Consider the following 18,299-nt stretch of genomic DNA (forward strand, 5'->3'; position numbering starts at 1 on the left):
ATCCAGCGGCTCACCCATGACAGCCATACCCCGGGCCCCTGGGCCTCACCGATCTTACGAATGACCAGTTCAGACCCACATCAATAGATAGGACAACCATGCCCAGCCAGCTCTCCGGACGCCGTCTGATCCGCGGCATCACCACGGCCGCCGCCGCGGCCACCCTCGCCACCGGCCTCACCGCCTGCGGGGGCGACAGCGACGCCGCCACCACCGCCGACACCGCGGGCACGGTCACGGTGGGCCGGGTGTCCAACGGCGCCGCCACGCAGACCGAACTCAAGGTCTCCGAGGTGAAGTCGATCAGCGCCGAACTGCCCGAGTCCGTCCGCGGCAGCGGCACTCTGAAGATCGTCGTCGGAGCCCTGCCCGACGGCTTCCCGCCGCTCGCGTACGTCGGCTCCGACCAGAAGACCCTCACCGGCGCCGAACCCGACCTCGCCCGCCTGGTCGCCGCCGTGCTCGGGCTGAAACCGCAGATCTCCAACGCCACCTGGGAGAACATGTTCGTCGGTATCGACAGCGGCCGGGCCGACATCGGTTTCTCCAACATCACCGACACCGAGGAACGCAAGAAGAAGTACGACTTCGCCTCCTACCGCAAGGACAACCTCGGCTTCGAGGTGCTGAAGAAGAGCACCTGGAACTTCGGCGGCGACTACCGGAACCTGGCCGGCCGGACCGTCGCCGTCGACAACGGCACCAACCAGGAGAAGATCCTCCTGGAGTGGCAGGCGAAGCTGAAACAGGAGGGCAAGCAGCTCACCGTCAAGCACTACGCGAGCAAGAACGCCACCTCGCTCGCGCTGACCGGCGGCAAGATCGACGCCTACTTCTCCGCCAACCCCGGGATCGCCTACCACATCAGGCAGACGGCCTCATCGCCGAACCCGACCCGCAGCGGCGGCACCTTCTCCGGCGCGGGCGCCACCCTCCAGGGCCTGATCGCGGCGACCACGAAGAAGGACAGCGGCCTCGCCCGGCCGGTCGCCGACGCGATCAACCACCTGATCGAGAACGGGCAGTACGCCAAGTGGCTGGCCGCCTACAACCTGTCCGACGAGGCCGTCACCAAGGCTGAGGTCAACCCGCCCGGACTGCCCCTCGACAACTCCTGACCCGCCGCCGCAAGGGCGACGGAACACACCGGACGGACAGCGTGTTGTCACTCGCGACGACATGTGCACGGCGCGGCCGCACGGCCGCCGACGCGACGGGCGGAGGTGACGGACATGACCTGGGTCCGTCGCGCCGTCCGGCTCCACTCCCGGCCGCACATCGATCTGCTGCGCGTCGCCGGCGCGCTCTGTTGCTCCTGACCCGTTGCCCCATCCGCCACCGCCCCGGCCGCCGGGGCGGGCCGGCGATCCCGTACGGACCTCCAGGAAGGCGCCCACTCGTGTCCTCATCCACCCCTGCCCCCCTGCACCTCGCCGTGGCGCTCGACGGCACCGGCTGGCACCCCGCGTCCTGGCGGGAGCCGGTCGCCCGCCCCCGCGACCTGTTCACCGCCGGCTACTGGGCCCATCTGGTCGCCGAGGCCGAACGCGGCCTGATCGACTTCGTCACCTTCGAGGACGGCCTGGGCCCGCAGTCCTCGCGCTTCCTCGACCCGGACGAGCGCACCGACCAGGTGCGCGGCCGGCTCGACGCGGTCCTCATCGCCTCCCGTGTCGCACCGCTCACCCGCCACATAGGTCTGGTGCCGACGGTGGTGGCCACACACACGGAGCCGTTCCATATCTCCAAGGCGATCGCCACCCTCGACTACGTCAGCACCGGCCGCGCGGGCCTGCGCGTCCAGATCACCGCACGCCCCAACGAGGCCGCCCACTTCGGCCGCCGCACCCTGCCCAGGATCGACGCCTACGACAGCCCGGCCGCCCAGGACCTGGTCACCGACCTGTTCGACGAGGCCGCCGACCACGTCGAGGTCGTCCGCCGGCTCTGGGACAGCTGGGAGGACGACGCCGAGATCCGGGACGCGGCCACCGGCCGCTTCATCGACCGGGACAAGCTGCACTACATCGACTTCGAGGGCCGGTACTTCAGCGTCAAGGGCCCGAGCATCACCCCCCGCCCGCCGCAGGGGCAGCCGCTCGTCACCGCGCTGGCCCACCAGACCGTCCCCTACCGGCTCGTGGCCCGCCAGGCCGACGTCGGATACATCACCCCGCACGACCCGGAGCAGGCCCGCGCGATCGTCGCCGAGATCCGGGCCGAACAGGCGGCGGCCGGCCGCGCCGAAGAGCCCCTGCACCTCTTCGGCGACCTGCTGGTCTTCCTCGACGACGACCCCGCCGAGGCGGCGGCGCGCCGCGCCCGCCTGGACGAGACGGCCGGCGAGCCGTATACCTCGGACGCCCGGATCTTCACCGGCACACCCACCCAACTCGCCGACCTCCTGGTCGAGTTGCGGCAGGGCGGACTCACCGGCTTCCGGCTGCGGCCCGCCGTACTCGGCCACGACCTGCCGCGGATCACCCGGGGCCTGGTGCCCGAACTCCAGCGCCGGGGCCTGTTCCGGCGCGCCTACGAAGCAGCCACCCTGCGCGGGCTGCTCGGCCTCGCCCGCCCCGCCAACCGCTACTCCCCCAGGCACTCGGCTTCGCCCGTGCCCGGGGGGACCCCCATCGCCTGAGCCGGAGGGACCGCACCGTCATGAGCAAGCCGCTGAAGCAGATCCACCTGGCCGCCCACTTCCCCGGCGTCAACAACACCACTGTGTGGAGCGATCCGGCCGCCGGCAGCCACATCGAGTTCGCCTCCTTCGCGCACTTCGCGCGCACCGCCGAACGCGCCAAGTTCGACTTCCTGTTCCTCGCCGAGGGCCTCAGACTGCGCGAACAGGGCGGACGGATCTACGACCTGGACGTCGTCGGCCGGCCCGACACCTTCACCGTCCTCGCCGCGCTGGCCGCCGTCACCGACCGGCTCGGCCTGACCGGCACCATCAACTCCACCTTCAACGAACCCTACGAGGTGGCCCGCCAGTTCGCCGGCCTCGACCATCTCTCCGACGGCCGGGCCGCCTGGAACGTGGTCACCTCCTGGGACGCCTTCACCGGCGAGAACTTCCGCCGCGGCGGCTTCCTGCCCCAGCAGGAGCGGTACTCCCGGGCCAAGGAGTTCCTGGCCACCGCGAACGAGCTGTTCGACTCCTGGAGCGGCGACGAGATCCTGGCCGACCAGGCCACCGGCACCTTCCTGCGCGACGCCCGGGCCGGCGCCTTCGTGCACCGGGGCCGGCACTTCGACATCCACGGCCGGTTCAACGTGCCACGCTCGCCGCAGGGCCGACCGGTGATCTTCCAGGCCGGCGACTCCGAAGAGGGCCGCGAGTTCGCCGCGGCGAGCGCCGACGCGATCTTCAGCCGGCACGCCACGCTCAAGGAGGGCCAGGCGTTCTACGCCGACGTCAAACGGCGCCTGGCCGCCCACGGCCGGCGCCGCGACCAGCTGCTCATCCTGCCCGCGGCGACCTTCGTGCTCGGCGACACCGACGCCGAGGCCGAGGACGCGGCCCGCGAGGTGCGCCGGCAGCAGGTCAGCGGCGCCACCGCGATCAAGCACCTGGAGTTCGTGTGGAACCGGGACCTGTCCGGGTACGACCCGGACGGCCCGCTGCCCGAGATCGACCCGAACGTGGACGAGGAGCACATCGCGCGGGGCCGCGCCCAGGTGCGCATGTACCGGGACCCGCTGGCCACCGCCCGCGAGTGGCGGGAACTGGCCGCCGCGCACCGGTGGTCCATCCGCGACCTGGTCATCAACACCGGCAACCGGCAGACCTTCGTCGGCTCCCCGGCCACCGTCGCCCGCACCATCGACGCGTTCGTCCAGGCCGACGCAGCCGACGGCTTCATCCTCGTCCCGCACATCACACCGGGCGGCCTCGACGCGTTCGCCGACACCGTCGTCCCGCTGCTCCAGGAGCGCGGCGTCTTCCGCGCCGACTACGAGGGCACCACCCTGCGCGACCACCTCGGCCTCGCCCACCCCGACGACGCGCGGGGCGAGCGGGAACGGGTGGCCTCGTGAAGTTCCTCGCCATCACCCTGATCGTGCACCGCCCCGATCCGGTCACCGGCGTGCGGAAGACCACACACGAGCGGTTCCGGGAAGTCCTCGACAACGCGCTGCTCGCCGAGGAGCTGGGCTTCGACGGCTTCGGCGTGGGGGAGCGGCACGAGCGGCCGTTCATCTCCTCCTCGCCCCCGGTCGTGCTCAGCCACATCGCCGCCCGCACCCGGCGGATCCGGCTGTTCACCGCGGTGACGACGCTGAGCCTGCTGGACCCGGTGCGCGCCTACGAGGACTACGCCACCCTCGACCATCTCGCCGACGGACGGCTCGACCTGATCATCGGCAAGGGCAACGGCGCCGCGCAGCGCGAGCTGTTCCACGTCACCCCCGAGGACCAGTGGGAGCGCAACGCCGAGAGCTACGAGGTGTTCCGGCGGATCTGGCGCGAGGACCGGGTGACCGCCAGGACCCGCTTCCGGCCGCAGCTGACCGACGCCGAGGTCTGGCCGCGCCCCTACCAGCGGCCCGTACGGGTCTGGCACGGCAGCGCCACCAGCGAGCAGAGCGTGGACCTCGCCGCCCGCTACGGCGACCCGCTGTTCTCCGCGAACGTCACCCACCCGGTGGAGCCGTACGCCGCACTGGTCCGCCACTACCGGGAACGCTGGGAGCACCACGGCCACGACCCGGCCGCCATCGCCGTCGGCGCCGGCTCGGCGGGCCTGTGCGTCGCCCGGACCACACAGGAAGCACTCGACGCCTACCGGCCGGTCTTCGAGAGCAACCTCGCCTTCCAGCGGGCGACCGGCCTGCCCGTGGTCTTCGAGACCCTGGAGGACTTCGTCGAGCGCAGCTCGGCGCTGATCGGCAGCCCCCAGCAGGTCATCGACAAGGTGCACCGCTACCACGAGCGGCTCGGGCACACCGTGCAGCATGTGCCCGCGGACGCGAGCGGGCTGAGCGACACCCGGCACCGGGACTCGCTGGAGCGGTTTTGGACCGAGGTCGCCCCGGTGCTGCGCAGGGACATCCCGGACCCGCCGTTCCCCTGGGGCCCGGTGCTCGCGCCACCGGACCCCGCGCCCGTGCCCGACGCGCACTGAGGGAGAGCCCGCATGCCTTCCAGCACACCCCTCGGCGTCCTCGACCTGGTCCCCGTCCCCTCGGGGGCCACGGCCGGCGAGGCGCTGCGCAACTCCATCGACCTGGCCCAGCGGGCCGAACGCCTCGGCTACCACCGGTACTGGTTCGCCGAGCACCACCTCAACCCCGGGGTGGCGGGCACGTCACCGGCGGTCCTCCTCGCGCTGACGGCCGCCGCCACCTCCACCATCCGGCTCGGTTCGGGCGCCGTGCAGCTCGGCCACCGCACGGCGCTGAGCACGGTGGAGGAGTTCGGCCTGATCGACGCGTTGCACCCGGGCCGCGTCGATCTGGGCCTCGGCCGCTCGGGCGGCCGGCCACCGGGCGAGCGGGCGGCCCCGCCGCCGACGGCGACCCCGGTCGTCGACGGCCGCGCACCGAACGGACTGCTCATCCCGCCCCCCTTCTCCTTCGAGCGGCTGCTCGGCTCGCCCAGGATCGCCCTGCAGCGCCGGCTTCTGCAGTTGCCGGGCGCCCGGTCCCAGGACTACGCCGAACAGGTCGACGACATCCTCGCCCTGCTGGCCGGCACCTACCGCTCGGCGGAGGGCGTCGAGGCGCACCCCGTGCCCGGCGAGGGCGCCGACGTCGAGGTGTGGATCCTCGGCAGCAGCGGCGGCACGAGCGCCGAGGTCGCGGGCCGGCGCGGTCTGCGGTTCGCCGCGAACTACCACGTCAGCCCGGCCACCGTCCTTCAGGCCGTGGACGGCTACCGCGCGTACTTCGAGCCCTCCGACGACCTCGGCAAACCGTACGTCAGCGTCTCCGCCGACGTCGTGGTCGCCGACGACGAGGCCACCGCCCACGACATCGCCGCCGGGTACGGCCTGTGGGTGCGCAGCATCCGTACCGCCGAGGGCGCCATCCCGTTCCCCACCCCCGAGGAGGCCCGCGCACACGCCTGGTCCGACGCGGACCGCGACCTGGTGCGCGACCGCGTCGACACCCGGTTCGTCGGCACCCCGTCCCGCGTCGCCGACCAGCTGGAACAGCTCCAGGAGGCCACCGGAGCCGACGAGATCCTCGTCACCACCGTCACCCACGACCACACGGCCCGGGTCCGTTCCTACGAACTGCTGGCCCGGGAGTGGCAGCGCCGGTGAACGGCACCCGGTGAGTGGCGTGGTCGAGGACGTCACCCGCGATGTCCGGCTGAGACCCTGCTCCCCCGAACAGTGCCTCAGCGACATCGCCCCCCGAAGGTGACGTCCTCGACCGCTCCCCCGGTGCCGGACTGTGGTCCGAGCGTCCGCGTGGCGCGGTCCCGTGCTGTCACCAGCACATGACGGCCGTCTCGCCCGTTCCCCACGTGGAGTACAGACGGACACGGACGAAATAGCGGCGGCCCTTGACGAGCCTGACCCTGAGTACGGCGTTGTGCGGTGTGCCCCCGTCGTCCCGCCCGGCGAGGTAGCGCGGTACGCCGTCGCGTTCCTCGAAGGCGACCACGACGCCGTCACCGTCGCCGAAGGTGCCCACCGAGTAGTCGCGGGTCTCGGGCGGATCGACGGTGAAGTCGGCCTGCCCGCCCGGGCCCAGGCCGAGCGGCACCGAGCGGAACGGCACCAGCGCGGCCGGCCGGCCGGGTCCGTCCGCGTCCGGGCCGGCCGGCGGGTACCAGCGCAGCACGAACTCCTTGTCGGCCGGGGACAGCGTGCCCGGCGAATGCAGCCCCCCGTGGTACTGCTCCGGCTCCAGGACCAGCCCCGCCCCGAACGGGAAGCCCATGACGGACTGCGGGTCCCAGACGGACCCGTTGACCTCGGCCGGGTCCAGCCTGCGCAGGATGTTGAAGAACGTCCTGTCCCGGCTCCAGTGGTTCGGCGGGCCCGCCAGCTCGGCGTACACCGCCTCGTCGTCCCAGTGGATGCCGGCCAGCGGGTTCTGGTGCTCGTGCTGCATGCCGAGCACATGCCCGATCTCATGCAGGGCCGTGACCCGCTGCCCGGGCCGGGTGAGGTCCCAACCGAGGTTCATGGTCCGCTCGTTGAGGCCGACCCCGAGAGCGTCCCGGCCCACCCGCGACCAGGAGCCGTCGCCGTACTGGAACCCGATCCGCAGCTCCGCCTCGCACCGGTCGGCGACTTCCGCGAACGTCACCCCGATGCCCAGGTCCTGCCACTGACGGAAGCACTCCCGTACGACATCGCACTGTTCCTTGGCGCCGGCCCACGGCACCCACCGGGTCTCCCCGGTCCCCGGCACGGGGATGACGGAGCCGTCGGTGTCGGCGTCGAAGAAGTAGTAGTGCAGCACCGTGCCGTTGACCCACATGCGCCGCCCCGCGACGAGCGCGCTCAACCGCTCGGCGGCCAGCCCCGGCGCGAAGGACGGGGCAGGCTGCTGCGGCAGTGAGCAGTAGCGCTGGGTCATGCGCCAAGACTGCCGTGGCCCCGGCAGGCGCGCCTGAGTCGGGGGCTACTCAAGTCCCCCTGTATCAGGCGTGAGTACCGGGTCTCTCCATGACGTGACGACTTACGCACAGGACGCCAAGACCCTCGAACTGCCCTGGCCGTTCACCGGCCGCGAGGACGAACTGGAGCTGATCCGCGGATCGTCGGCCGCGGGACGGCAGGGCATCGTGGTGACCGGCCCGGCCGGCCGCGGCAAGACCCGGCTGGTCACCGAGGCCGTGCGCGGCACCGACTGCGCCCGGGTGACCGGGACACCCGAGACCCGCTCGCTGCCCTTCGCCGCGTTCGCCCCGCTGCTGCCCGGGACCCTCTCGCTGCACCGCGCGGTGCGGTCGCTCTCCGGCGCGCGCCTCCTCGTGGTCGACGACGCCCATCTGCTCGACGAGGCCTCGGCCGCCCTGGTCCATCAGCTCGCCGTGCACGGCCGCACCCGGCTGATCGTGATCGCCGACGACAGCGCCCCCGTCCCGGGCGCGGTGTCCCGGCTGTGGACGGGTGAACTGCTGCCGCGGCTGGCCCTGGAGCCGCTGCCGCACGAGGAGACGGCCCGTCTGCTCGCCCGCGGCACCGCCCTGGAACCGCTCACGGTGTGCCGGCTGCACCGGCTCTGCCAGGGCGATCTGCGGCTGCTGCGGGACCTGTCGGGCGCGCTGCGCACCCAGGGGCTGCTCACCCCGGTGCCCGGCACGGACACCTGGGCCTGGCGCGGCCCGCTGCCGATGACACCCACCGTGCGTGAGCGCGTCGCCGCCGTCCTGGACCGCCGCGGTCCCGGCGAACGCGAGGTGCTGGAACGCCTCGCCTTCGCCGAACCCCTGCCGCTGCACCCGGACGACCTGGGCCTCGACGCCCTCGAACGCGTCGAGGCCGACGGCCTGGTGCACGTCGACGAGCACGGCACCGTCCGCCTCGCCCACCCGCTGCACGGCCCGGCGCTGCGCGCCCGCGCCGGACGGCTGCGGGCCCGGCGGCCGGCCCGCGGCCCGCGGCACCACGGCCCGGCCCTGGCCGCCGAACAGCAGGCCCTGGCCCGGCGGATCGACGCGATGGACGTACGGGCGCTGCCGGCCCCGGTGGGGGAGTGGCTGCTCGCACAGGGGGCGGCGGTACCGGCCGGATACGCGGCGCTGCGGGCCCGGTTCGCGCGGCTGCGCGGCGAGTTGCGGGACGCGGCGGCCTGGGCGCGGGAAGGGCTGCGGGCGACGCCGGGCGACCCCGCGTGCCGCACCGAACTCGCCCTCGCCGCGGCCCAGTCGGGCGAGACGGGCCGGTCAGGACCGGACCCGGCCGGCGGGGCACCGGGGAGGCGGGGTCACGGCGGCACGGCGGACCGCGCCGCCGGGCCGTCGTCGGCGGACGGCACGGCGGACGGCACCGCGGTCTGGGCCGCGGCGGCGCGCGGCGACGTGGACGGCGCCCTACGGGCACTCGCCGGCCGCGCCGAGGACGCCGACGGCCGCGACGCCTGCGGTGACGCGGGCGACCGGCACGCCGCCGCGTACGCCCGCTACGACGCCGTACGCCTCGGCGCGCCCGAGCTGGCCGTCGGACGGCTGCCCGGCGACGGGGTGCTGGCCCGGCACGCCGACGCGCTCGCCCGCGGCGACGGGCCCGCTCTCGACCGGGCCGCCGCGGCGCTGGCGGAGCGCGGCTTCCTGCTGTTCGCGGCCGAGGCGTACGCGCAGGCCGTACGGGCGCACCGCGACCCCGCCGCCGCCCGCACCGCCCGCACCCGCGCGGTCGCCCTCGCCCGCCGCTGCCAGGGCGCCCGCACCCCGGCGCTTGCCGGGCTGGTGCTCGGCGAACTCACCGCCCGGCAGCGGCAGATCGTCACCCTCGCCGCCGCCGGGCTGAGCAACCGGCAGATCGCCGAACGGCTCACGCTGTCCGTCCGCACCGTCGGCAACCACCTGTACGGCGCCTACACCCGGCTGGGCGCCGGCGACCGGGGCGCGCTGCCCTGGCTGGTGGAGCTGCCGGGCGCGGCATCGGCCTGAGACGGGCGACGGCGGCGGCCCGACCGGTCGTCGGCAGCCGGCCGGCCACCGGTGGGGTCTCATGCCGCGCCGAACGCAGCGAACGCCCACCCCGTCGCCCGGTGGACCGCGTCACCCGGCAGGGCCGCCCGCGCGTCACGCAGGGCCTCGGCCAGCGAGAGCCCCGCGTCGAGGCCCTTGTGCAGGGCGAGCATCAGCGGCACCACCGCCGCGTCGTTGACGGGCGCGCTGCTCGCGACCACCCCGGCCGTGCCCAGCGGGAGCAACGCGGTGACCAGGCCGAGCAGTTCGTCGGCGCCGACCGAGGCGAGCCGGGCGGTGTCGCAGCTGGACAGGACGATCCGGTACGGGCTGCGGTCGAGGCGTTCGAAGTCGTGCACGATCAGCGGGCCGTCGGCCATCCGCAGCGAGGAGAACATCGGGCTGTCCGCGCGGAACGTGCCGTGCGCGGCGAGGTGCGCCAGCGCCGCCCCGTCCAGCTCCCGCAGCACGCGCGGCACCCGCGCGTCCGCCTGCTCCAGGACCGTCGCCGTGCGGTACCGGCCGGCCGCCTCGGGCACCTCGGCGCCGCCCGTGGCGAGCCCGGGCCCGCGCACGAAGACCTGCCGGCCGCCCGGCGGCGCCGCGGTCTCCCGGGCCCGCAGCCAACTGCCCGCCGACGGCGAGACGCTGAGCACCCGCTCGCGCAGCGCGGGCAGCAGCGCCCAGGGCACCCGGTGCAGCGCCCCGGGCGGCACGATCACGACCGGGCCGCCGCCCAGCCGGCGCACGGCACCGCCCAGCAGCAGCTCCTCAAGCCGGCGGCCGGCCGCCTCCACCACCGGCAGCCGCCCCTCCGCCCCGGGATGGGCGAGCCGCCTGAGCCCCGCCTGGACGTGTTCCGCCTCGGTCAGCGCCTGCGCCAGCGCCCCGCCCTCGAATCGCCGTACCCGGCCCTGACCGCAGAGCAGCACCTGCACCCGCCCGTCCAGCACGGCGAGTTCGACCAGCGTCGTGTCACCGAGCCGCGCCAGCAGCCGGGCGGTGTCGAAGCGGCGGCCGTCGCCGGAGGCGTCGCCGCGCATGTGATGGGTCCGGGAGCGGATCTCCCGTTCCAGGCGCCGTTGTTCCCGCTCCAGGGCGGGCACCGGACGGCCCTCGACCCGGGCGGCCTCGGCGCGGGCCGCGATCTCCCGGAACGCGGTCAGCGCGCTCAGCAGCGCCGGGTCGGCGGGCGGCCGGGTCGGCGGCGCGGACAGCACCGTGGCCCGCCACCGCTCGCTCCACTCCAGCAGCCGCCGCGGACCGCCACGGGCCAGGCTCGCCTGCTGGGCCAGCGCCGCGAGTTCCCCGCCCCGCGCCGTGGCCCGGGCCCGCAACTCCGAGGCGCCCAGCGTCATCCGGTGGTCGTCGAGCACGTCGAGTCCGCGCCGGCAGGCCTCCAGCACACCCCGCCCGGAACCGGCCGCCCGCGCCCGCAGCGCCTGCGCCGCCCAGCCCGTCATCCTCGCCAGTGGCGGGCCGGCGTGTCTGCTGCGCGCCGCGAGCGCCAGATGCCGCTCCGCGTCCGCCGTCCAGCCCAGGCCGAGCGCGATCCGGCCGGCAAGCAAGGAGGCCTCCGGAGCGGCCGGCGAGCCGAAGGACGCCAGCCGCTCGGCGACCGCGGCGGCGTCCGCGACCAGCCGCCCCGAGCCGCGCCCGGTCGCCACCCGCGCCTCGATCAGCACCAGCCGGGCGTGCGTCTCCCACCAGGCGCGCCGCTGCGCCGCGAACAGCCGTACGGCGACGGCGGCCCGGGCGATCGCCGTGTGCGCGTCGCCCGCCGAACGCGCGGCCTGGGCGGCGGCCAGCAGCAGTTCCGCCTTGCGGGTGGACTGCCCGCCGATCCCGTCGAGCGTGGCGATCGCCGCGTCCGCCTCGGCCAGCGCCTCCGGGGCCAGTCCGGCGGCCATCAGCACCTCGCAGCGGCGGATGTTGAGCATGAAGGTCGGCGTGCCCAGCTTGGCGTACCGCTCCTCGGCCTCGTCCAGCAGGCGCAGCGCGGCCGGGATGTCGCCCGACCGGAACGCGGCAAGCCCCCGGCTCTCCACGGCGTCGGCCTTGTCGTGCTCCTGCCCGGTGGTCTCCCACAGCCGCTCCGCCGCCGTGAAGTCGGCGTCCGCCCGGTCCACCGCGCCCAGCGCCAGATGCACCGTGGCCCGCAGCGTCAGCGCCCGTGCCGTCCAGATGACGTCGTCGGCCTGGCGGAGCACGGAGATCGCCCGGCGCACGTCCTCCAGCGCCTCCCGGTGGCGGCCGAGCACCCACCAGACGTAGGCGCGCCGGTACAGCACCCGGGCCCGGGTGTGCCCGGTGCCCCGGGCCACCCCGCGCTCGAACGCCGCCAGGCCCTGCCGGGTGCGCCCGGCGTGCACCAGTGCGACCCCGAGGGTGGCGAGGACATCCGCCTCGCGTTCTGCGGACTCGGCGCGCGCCGCGAGGTCACGGGCCCGCCGCAGATGGTGCAGCGCGATCCGCAGGTCGCCGAAGTCCCGCTGCCAGATGCCGATCACCTGGTGCGCGACACAGGCGTGCAGCGGCGGCGGACCGGTCTCCAGCACCCGCTCCGCGCGCGCCAGGGCCTCCATGGGGTCGGCGAACACCATCGGCAGCAGTTCGAGGACCGAGTCGCTTCCCGCTGTCACCCCTCGGATGGTAGTGCTCCAAGGCTGCACGTCACACGGGTTCGACGCGGGGGATGACGGTATCGGCTGTATCAACCGGCGGCCCCGGGGCTCTGACTGACGACCGCCGCCCGAATGGGAGGACACGCCATGGCACCCCAGCGATTCCGCGAGCAGTTCGACCAGATCCAGCGCTCGATGACCGACGTCCCGCTGGCGATGGGCCCGGACGACTCCGCCGAGTTCTTCTACGAGAAGGGCGTCGTCCTCGCCCGCGACGGCGAGGAGGCACGCCTCGTCGAGGAGAGGGTGCGCGGCCACTTCGCCGCGACGCCCGACCTGGCCGCCGACGACGTGCGCCGCGCGGGCCCGGAGACCAACCGGACCGGCATCACCCGTATCCGGGTCGGCGACCCGGGCCGCGGGGTGCGCGACGGCGACCCGGCCGTGGCCCACGCCCTGCGCGCCCTGCGCGAGGCGGAGGGGCGCCGTGGCCACCGGCTGGTCAGCCGCAACCACGTGGTCTCGATCGCGGTCAACGCCTGCCCCGGCGACGAGCCGGTGCCCGCCCCGGCCGGCGAGCCGCCCAATCCGGCAGCGGACGGCACCCCCTACGACCAGGAAACGGCCGTCGGCGTCCTGGTCGTGGACACCGGCCTCATGCACGACCACCGCTGCTACCCGCCGCTCGCGCACACCGAGGGCGACGCACAGGTCGCGGAGACCGACGAGGAGGGCGTCCTGCGGCAGTACGTCGGGCACGGCACGTTCATCGCCGGACTGGTCGCCGCGGTCGCGCCCAACACCGACATCACCGTGCGGGGCACCCTCAACGACGCCGGGGCCGTCCTGGAGTCGGAGTTCGGGGCCAGGCTCTTCGAGGCCGTCGACCGCGACGGCTGGCCGGACGTCATCAGCCTGTCCGCCGGCACCTCCAACGGGCGCACCGACGGGCTGCTCGGCGTCGACGCGTTCATGCGGGAACTGCGCGAGCAGCACACCCTGTTGGTCGCCGCCGCCGGCAACAACGGCAGCGCCACCCCGTTCTGGCCCGCCGCCTACGCCGCGTTGCCCGGCTACCAGGACGCCGTGCTGTCGGTCGGCGCCCTGCGCGGCGACGGCGAGCGGGGCGCCTGCTTCAGCAACCACGGCCCCTGGGTCGCGGCCTACGCCCCCGGCGAACGCCTCGTCAGCTCCCTCACCGGCTTCGAGACGCCCGTGCCTTACGTGTACCAGCACTCCACCTACGACGCCTGCCGGTACGGCTTCGGCTACGACTGCACCTGTCAGTTCCCGCGTCACACAGGCGCGTTGAGCGAGGACAACGAGGAGGGGGTCAGCGGCCCGGGCGAGCCGGACCGGGTGACCTTCGCGGGGTTCGCGCACTGGAGCGGCACCTCGTTCGCCACCCCGCTGGCCGCCGGGCTCGTCGCCGCCCACATGAGCGCGCACAAGGAGAGCGACCCGCGCGCGGCCCGCCGGCAACTGCTCGAAGCCACCGCCGCGTTCGCGGAAGTGCGCGGGGCGTATGTGCCGGCGCTCCTGCCACCCACCTGGCGCCCGGCTCCGGTTGTCCCGTCGGACGCCCAGGCATGACGGCCGGAACCGGCCCCTCCACGGCGTACGATGACAGGCCGTACACGAGGGGTGGGGCCGTGGAGCGAGCAGAGGTCGGCGCGCTGGTCCGGGCCGCCGTCGACGGCGACGCGGGGGCCTGGAAGGCGCTGGTGGAAGGGCTGAGTCCGCTGGTGTGGGCGGTGGTCAGGGCCCACCGGCTGTCCGACGCCGACGGGCACGAGGTCTACCAGACCGTGTGGTTCCGCTTCGCCCAGCACCTCGGCCGGATCCGGGAGCCGGACAAGGCCGGGTCCTGGCTCGCCAGTACGGCCCGGCACGAGTGCCTCAAGGTCATCAAGAGCCTCACCCGGCTGACGCCCACGGACGACCCGCTCGTCCTGGACCGGGTGAGCGAGGACCGCACCCCGGAGCAGTTGCTGATCGACTCCGAGGACGCGGCCGCCGAGGCCGAGCGGGTGCGTCGCCTGTGGCAGGAGTTCGAGGAACTGGGCGACCGCTGCCGCCGGTTGCTGCGCGTCCTGATGGCCTCGCCGCCGCCCAGCTATCTGGAGGTGTCGGCCGCCCTCGGCATCGCGGTCGGCAGCATCGGACCGCTGCGCCAGCGCTGCCTGCGCCGGCTGCGGGCCCGGCTCGACGCACGGGGGGCGGTATGAGCGGCATGCGGGAGGAGAACGACCGGTACGACGAGAACGACCCGTACGGTGCGGACGAGCGGGAACTCGCGGCGGATGCCTTCGAACCGGCCGTATTCGAGGACGGGCTGCTGGAGGAGGAACTGCGTCAGGTGGCCGCCGTCCGGGACCCCGTCCCCACCGGGCTGCGCCAACTGGCCCTCGACGCCTACGTGTTGTACGACCTCGACGCCAGTGTCGCCGAGCTGGCCTTCGACTCCCTGGTGGACGGCCTGCCCATCAGGGGAGCCACGGACGCGCCCCGCATGCTCACCTTCCACGCCGGCGAACTGACCGTCGACGTCGAGGTCACCGGGCAGGGCCTGCTGGGACAGGTGCTGCCGCCGCAGCCGGCGCGGATCGAGGTGCTCGGCGGGCCGCAGTCGGCGGTGCCGGTCCCCGTCGACGAACTGGGCCGCTTCACCAGCGACGCGCGCCCCGCCGGCCCGTTCGCGCTGCGGCTGCGCACGGGCGGGGACGTCGTCGTCACCGAGTGGCTGCGCGCCTGAGCCGGCCCGGGCCACCGGGTGAGGGGCGGCGGCGAAGGGCTTCCGCCACAGGGCTGCGGGCGTAGGGGTCAGCGGCCCGCGCCGTCCACCAGGGCGGCGAGCGCGGACGCGAGCCGGTGCAGCCCGGGCCCGGCCGGGCCGCCCGGCTCCGTCATATAGCCGTCCCTGCGGATCTCCACCATCAGCGCGCCGACCCGGGGCTGCGTCCCGTGGAACTCCAGCGGCACGTACGCCCCGGCGAACGGACTGTCCAGCCCCGTACCGCCGCACCCGGCGAACGCCTCGCGGGCCGCCTCCACCAGCTCGGCCGGGGTGTGGAAGGCGTCGGTGCCCAGACAGACCGGCGGCCGGGGCCCGTCGCCGTGCAGTTCGTAGGGCAGCCGCTCGGTGGGATAGGAGTGCACGTCGATCACGACGGCACGGCCGGTCGCGGCGAGCCGGTCCCGCACGGCCTCGGTCATGGCCCGCGCGTACGGCCGGAAGTACCGCTCGATCAGGGGCCCCGGATCGGTGTCGGCGGGCCGCAGCGTGCCCCGCCGGGTGGTCCGGGTGTAGACGGCCCCCATGCCCGCGGACAGCATCTCCTCCCGCTCGTCGGGGAACCGCTCCGGATCGACCACCAGCCGGGACAGCCGGTTCACGAACCGCCACGGGGTGACCCGGGCCAGCCCGGCCGCGACCTCGGCCAGCCGGGCCGTGTGCGCGTCCGTGATGTCGTCCAGCTCCCGCTCCAGCGCGGCGTCGTCCAGCACGATGCCCGCGCGCACCGCCGCCGGTATCTCCCGCGCGGAGTGCGGCACATGCAGGATCACCGGGGAGTCGGCCGCGCCGGGGAGCAGGTCGAAGGGCGGTGTGGCGGCATGCATGCGGCGGCTCCCTGGGCGCGGTCGGCACTGCGGCGGACGATCACCGCCCACCGTACGCGGCGCCCCGGGCACCGGCGGACACGGCTCCGCCCCGGCCAGGGGGTACGCCGGCCGGGGCGGAGCGGACGGGCCGCGGGGTGTGCGTGCGGTCGCCGGGCGGAGGTCAGCTCAGGGTGGCCAGCGCCTCGTTCCAGGTGGCCGACGGGCGCATCACCTGGTCGGCCTTGGCCCGGTCCGGCCGGTAGTAGCCGCCGATGTCGGCCGGGGAGCCCTGGACGGCGATCAGCTCGTCCACGATCTTCTGCTCCTGCGCGCCGAGCGTGTCGGCGAACGCGGCGAACGCCTTGGCCAGTTCCGCGTCGTCGGTCTGCCGGGCCAGCTCCTGCGCCCAGTACAGGGACAGGTAGAAGTGGCTGCCGCGGTTGTCGATGCCGCCCACCCGGCGGGTCGGCGACTTGTTCTCGTTGAGGAAGCTCGCCGTGGCCCGGTCCAGGGTGTCCGCGAGGACCTGGGCGCGGGCGTTGCCGGTGGTCTTCGCGTACTGCTCGAAGGACGGCACCAGCGCGAAGAACTCACCGAGGGAGTCCCAGCGCAGGTAGTTCTCCTTGACCAGCTGCTGGACGTGCTTGGGCGCGGAACCGCCGGCCCCCGTCTCGAACAGGCCGCCGCCCGCCATCAGCGGCACCACGGACAGCATCTTGGCGCTGGTGCCCAGCTCCAGGATCGGGAACAGGTCGGTCAGGTAGTCGCGGAGCACGTTGCCGGTGACGGAGATGGTGTTCTCGCCGCGGCGGATGCGCTCCACGGACAGCTTGGTGGCCTCGACCGGGGGCAGGATCCGGATGTCCAGGCCCTCGGTGTCGTGCTCCGGCAGGTACGCCCTGACCTTCTCGATCAGTACGGCGTCGTGGGCGCGGTTCTCGTCCAGCCAGAACACGGCCGGGTCGCCGGTGGCGCGGGCCCGGGTCACGGCCAGCTTGACCCAGTCGCGGATCGGGGCGTCCTTGGTCTGGCAGGAGCGGAAGATGTCGCCGGCCGAGACGGTCTGCTCCAGGACGACGGTGCCGGACTGGTCGACCAGGCGGACGGTGCCGGTGACCGGGATCTCGAAGGTCTTGTCGTGGCTGCCGTACTCCTCGGCCTTCTGCGCCATGAGGCCCACGTTCGGCACCGAGCCCATGGTCGACGGGTCGTAGGCGCCGTGCGCGCGGCAGTCGTCGATCACGGCCTGGTAGACGCCGGAGTAGCTGGAGTCCGGCAGCACCGCGAGGGTGTCGTGCTCCTGGCCGTCCGGGCCCCACATGTGGCCGGAGGTGCGGATCATGGCCGGCATGGAGGCGTCCACGATCACGTCGGAGGGTACGTGCAGATTGGTGATGCCCTTGTCCGAGTCGACCATCGCCAGCCGGGGGCCCTCGGCCAGCTCGGCGTCGAAGGACGCCTTGATCTCGTCGCCGTTCGGCAGGGACTCAAGGCCCTTGAAGATGCCGCCCAGGCCGTCGTTCGGGGTCAGACCGGCCGCGGCGAACGTCTCGCCGTACTCCGCGAAGGTCTTCGGGAAGAAGGCGCGCACCACATGGCCGAAGATGATCGGGTCGGAGACCTTCATCATGGTGGCCTTCAGATGCACGGAGAACAGGACGCCCTCCTCCTTGGCGCGGGCCACCTGCGCGGTGAGGAATTCGCGCAGCGCGGCGACGCGCATCACGGAGGCGTCGACGACCTCGCCCGCGAGCACCGGCACGGACTCGCGCAGCACGGTGGTGGAGCCGTCGTCGCCCTTCAGCTCGATGCGCAGCGCACCGGCCTCGGAGATCACCGCGGACTTCTCGGTGGCACGGAAGTCGTCGACGCCCATGGTGGCCACGTTCGTCCTGGACTCGGGGGTCCAGGCGCCCATGCGGTGCGGGTGGGTCTTGGCGTAGTTCTTCACCGACGCCGGTGCGCGGCGGTCGGAGTTGCCCTCGCGCAGGACCGGGTTGACGGCGGAGCCCTTGATCTTGTCGTAGCGGGCGCGGATCTCCCGCTCCTCGTCGCTCTTCGGGTCGTCCGGGTAGTCCGGCAGCGCGTAGCCCTTGCCCTGCAGCTCGGCGATCGCGGCCTTCAGCTGCGGGATCGACGCCGAGATGTTCGGCAGCTTGACGATGTTGGCCTCGGGCGTCTTGGCCAGCTCGCCCAGCTCCGACAGGGCGTCCGGGATGCGCTGGTCCTCGTTCAGGTACTCCGGGAATACGGCGATGATGCGGCCCGCCAGCGAGATGTCCCGGGTCTCCACGGCGACACCGGCCTGCGAGGCGTACGCCTGGATCACCGGCAGGAACGAATGCGTCGCCAGGGCCGGGGCCTCGTCTGTGTAGGTGTAGATGATGGTCGGGTCAGTCACCGGGTGCTCCGCTCCACGTCTGCAACATTGCTCGACATCAAGATATCTCCTACCGCCCCCCGACTCGACA

Annotated in this window: 14 protein-coding genes; 10 read left to right on the forward strand and 4 right to left on the reverse strand. The window is 73.9% G+C overall.

All coding sequences use genetic code 11. The features are described 5' to 3' along the window. Nucleotides 1–98 precede the first annotated feature (98 nt). From ACIRFL_RS21870 to ACIRFL_RS21895, 6 genes are all read left to right on the forward strand, one after another. Nucleotides 99–1,118 carry an ABC transporter substrate-binding protein gene (locus ACIRFL_RS21870; RefSeq protein WP_404030752.1) on the forward strand — a complete coding sequence of 340 codons (1,020 nt, stop codon included), beginning with the start codon at nucleotides 99–101 and terminating at the stop codon, nucleotides 1,116–1,118. Nucleotides 1,119–1,232: 114 nt separating this feature from the next. Further along, the gene (locus ACIRFL_RS21875) at nucleotides 1,233–1,319 is read left to right on the forward strand and encodes a putative leader peptide (RefSeq protein ID WP_404031016.1); all 87 of its coding nucleotides are present in this window, start codon (nucleotides 1,233–1,235) and stop codon (nucleotides 1,317–1,319) included. Nucleotides 1,320–1,399: 80 nt separating this feature from the next. Then, nucleotides 1,400–2,641, forward strand: a complete 1,242-nt coding sequence (locus ACIRFL_RS21880) for an LLM class flavin-dependent oxidoreductase (protein WP_404030754.1) — start codon at nucleotides 1,400–1,402, stop codon at nucleotides 2,639–2,641. Nucleotides 2,642–2,661: 20 nt separating this feature from the next. Then, on the forward strand, nucleotides 2,662–4,041 hold the full coding sequence (locus tag ACIRFL_RS21885) for an NtaA/DmoA family FMN-dependent monooxygenase (RefSeq protein ID WP_404030757.1): 1,380 nt from the start codon (nucleotides 2,662–2,664) through the stop codon (nucleotides 4,039–4,041). Continuing rightward, nucleotides 4,038–5,129: an LLM class flavin-dependent oxidoreductase gene (locus ACIRFL_RS21890; protein ID WP_404030759.1), complete on the forward strand. Its 1,092-nt coding sequence runs from the start codon at nucleotides 4,038–4,040 to the stop codon at nucleotides 5,127–5,129. The genes ACIRFL_RS21885 and ACIRFL_RS21890 overlap by 4 nt, the downstream gene beginning before the upstream one ends. Before the next feature lie 12 nt (nucleotides 5,130–5,141). Beyond that, entirely contained in the window at nucleotides 5,142–6,272 is a 1,131-nt protein-coding gene (locus ACIRFL_RS21895; RefSeq protein ID WP_404030761.1) for an LLM class flavin-dependent oxidoreductase, read from the forward strand. A 169-nt stretch (nucleotides 6,273–6,441) separates the two neighbouring features. Here the strand turns inward: ACIRFL_RS21895 and ACIRFL_RS21900 are convergent, their stop codons facing one another. Then, complete coding sequence (locus tag ACIRFL_RS21900; RefSeq protein WP_404030763.1) at nucleotides 6,442–7,542, reverse strand: M12 family metallopeptidase; 1,101 nt, start codon at nucleotides 7,540–7,542, stop codon at nucleotides 6,442–6,444. A 94-nt stretch (nucleotides 7,543–7,636) separates the two neighbouring features. Here ACIRFL_RS21900 and ACIRFL_RS21905 point away from each other — a divergent pair, with 94 nt between their 5' ends. Next, entirely contained in the window at nucleotides 7,637–9,580 is a 1,944-nt protein-coding gene (locus tag ACIRFL_RS21905; protein ID WP_404030766.1) for a LuxR C-terminal-related transcriptional regulator, read from the forward strand. 59 nt (nucleotides 9,581–9,639) lie between these two features. On the opposite strand, the gene ACIRFL_RS21910 is transcribed toward ACIRFL_RS21905, so the two are convergent. Further along, nucleotides 9,640–12,204 carry a CHAT domain-containing protein gene (locus ACIRFL_RS21910; protein ID WP_404031020.1) on the reverse strand — a complete coding sequence of 855 codons (2,565 nt, stop codon included), beginning with the start codon at nucleotides 12,202–12,204 and terminating at the stop codon, nucleotides 9,640–9,642. A gap of 168 nt (nucleotides 12,205–12,372) precedes the next feature. Between ACIRFL_RS21910 and ACIRFL_RS21915 the strand changes: the two genes are divergently transcribed. Genes ACIRFL_RS21915 through ACIRFL_RS21925 form a run of 3 tightly spaced genes read left to right on the forward strand, consistent with a single transcriptional unit; the run spans nucleotide 12,373 to nucleotide 14,980 of the window. Next, nucleotides 12,373–13,818: a S8/S53 family peptidase gene (locus ACIRFL_RS21915; RefSeq protein ID WP_404030769.1), complete on the forward strand. Its 1,446-nt coding sequence runs from the start codon at nucleotides 12,373–12,375 to the stop codon at nucleotides 13,816–13,818. Then, on the forward strand, nucleotides 13,815–14,453 hold the full coding sequence (locus ACIRFL_RS21920; protein WP_404030772.1) for an RNA polymerase sigma factor: 639 nt from the start codon (nucleotides 13,815–13,817) through the stop codon (nucleotides 14,451–14,453). The genes ACIRFL_RS21915 and ACIRFL_RS21920 overlap by 4 nt, the downstream gene beginning before the upstream one ends. Further along, a complete protein-coding gene (locus tag ACIRFL_RS21925; RefSeq protein WP_404030775.1) occupies nucleotides 14,450–14,980 on the forward strand; it encodes a hypothetical protein in 531 nt (176 codons plus the stop codon). Before ACIRFL_RS21920 ends, ACIRFL_RS21925 begins: the two co-directional genes overlap by 4 nt. Nucleotides 14,981–15,048: 68 nt before the next feature. Here the strand turns inward: ACIRFL_RS21925 and ACIRFL_RS21930 are convergent, their stop codons facing one another. Both ACIRFL_RS21930 and ACIRFL_RS21935 read right to left on the reverse strand, forming a co-directional pair. Then, nucleotides 15,049–15,846 (reverse strand): N-formylglutamate amidohydrolase, encoded by a 798-nt coding sequence (locus ACIRFL_RS21930; protein WP_404030778.1) that lies wholly within the window; start codon nucleotides 15,844–15,846, stop codon nucleotides 15,049–15,051. Between the two features lie 163 nt (nucleotides 15,847–16,009). Then, on the reverse strand, nucleotides 16,010–18,229 hold the full coding sequence (locus ACIRFL_RS21935) for an NADP-dependent isocitrate dehydrogenase (RefSeq protein WP_404030781.1): 2,220 nt from the start codon (nucleotides 18,227–18,229) through the stop codon (nucleotides 16,010–16,012). Nucleotides 18,230–18,299: the final 70 nt, after the last annotated feature.

Source organism: Streptomyces sp. NPDC102462, assembly GCF_044765425.1.
Taxonomy (GTDB): Bacteria; Actinomycetota; Actinomycetes; order Streptomycetales; family Streptomycetaceae; genus Streptomyces.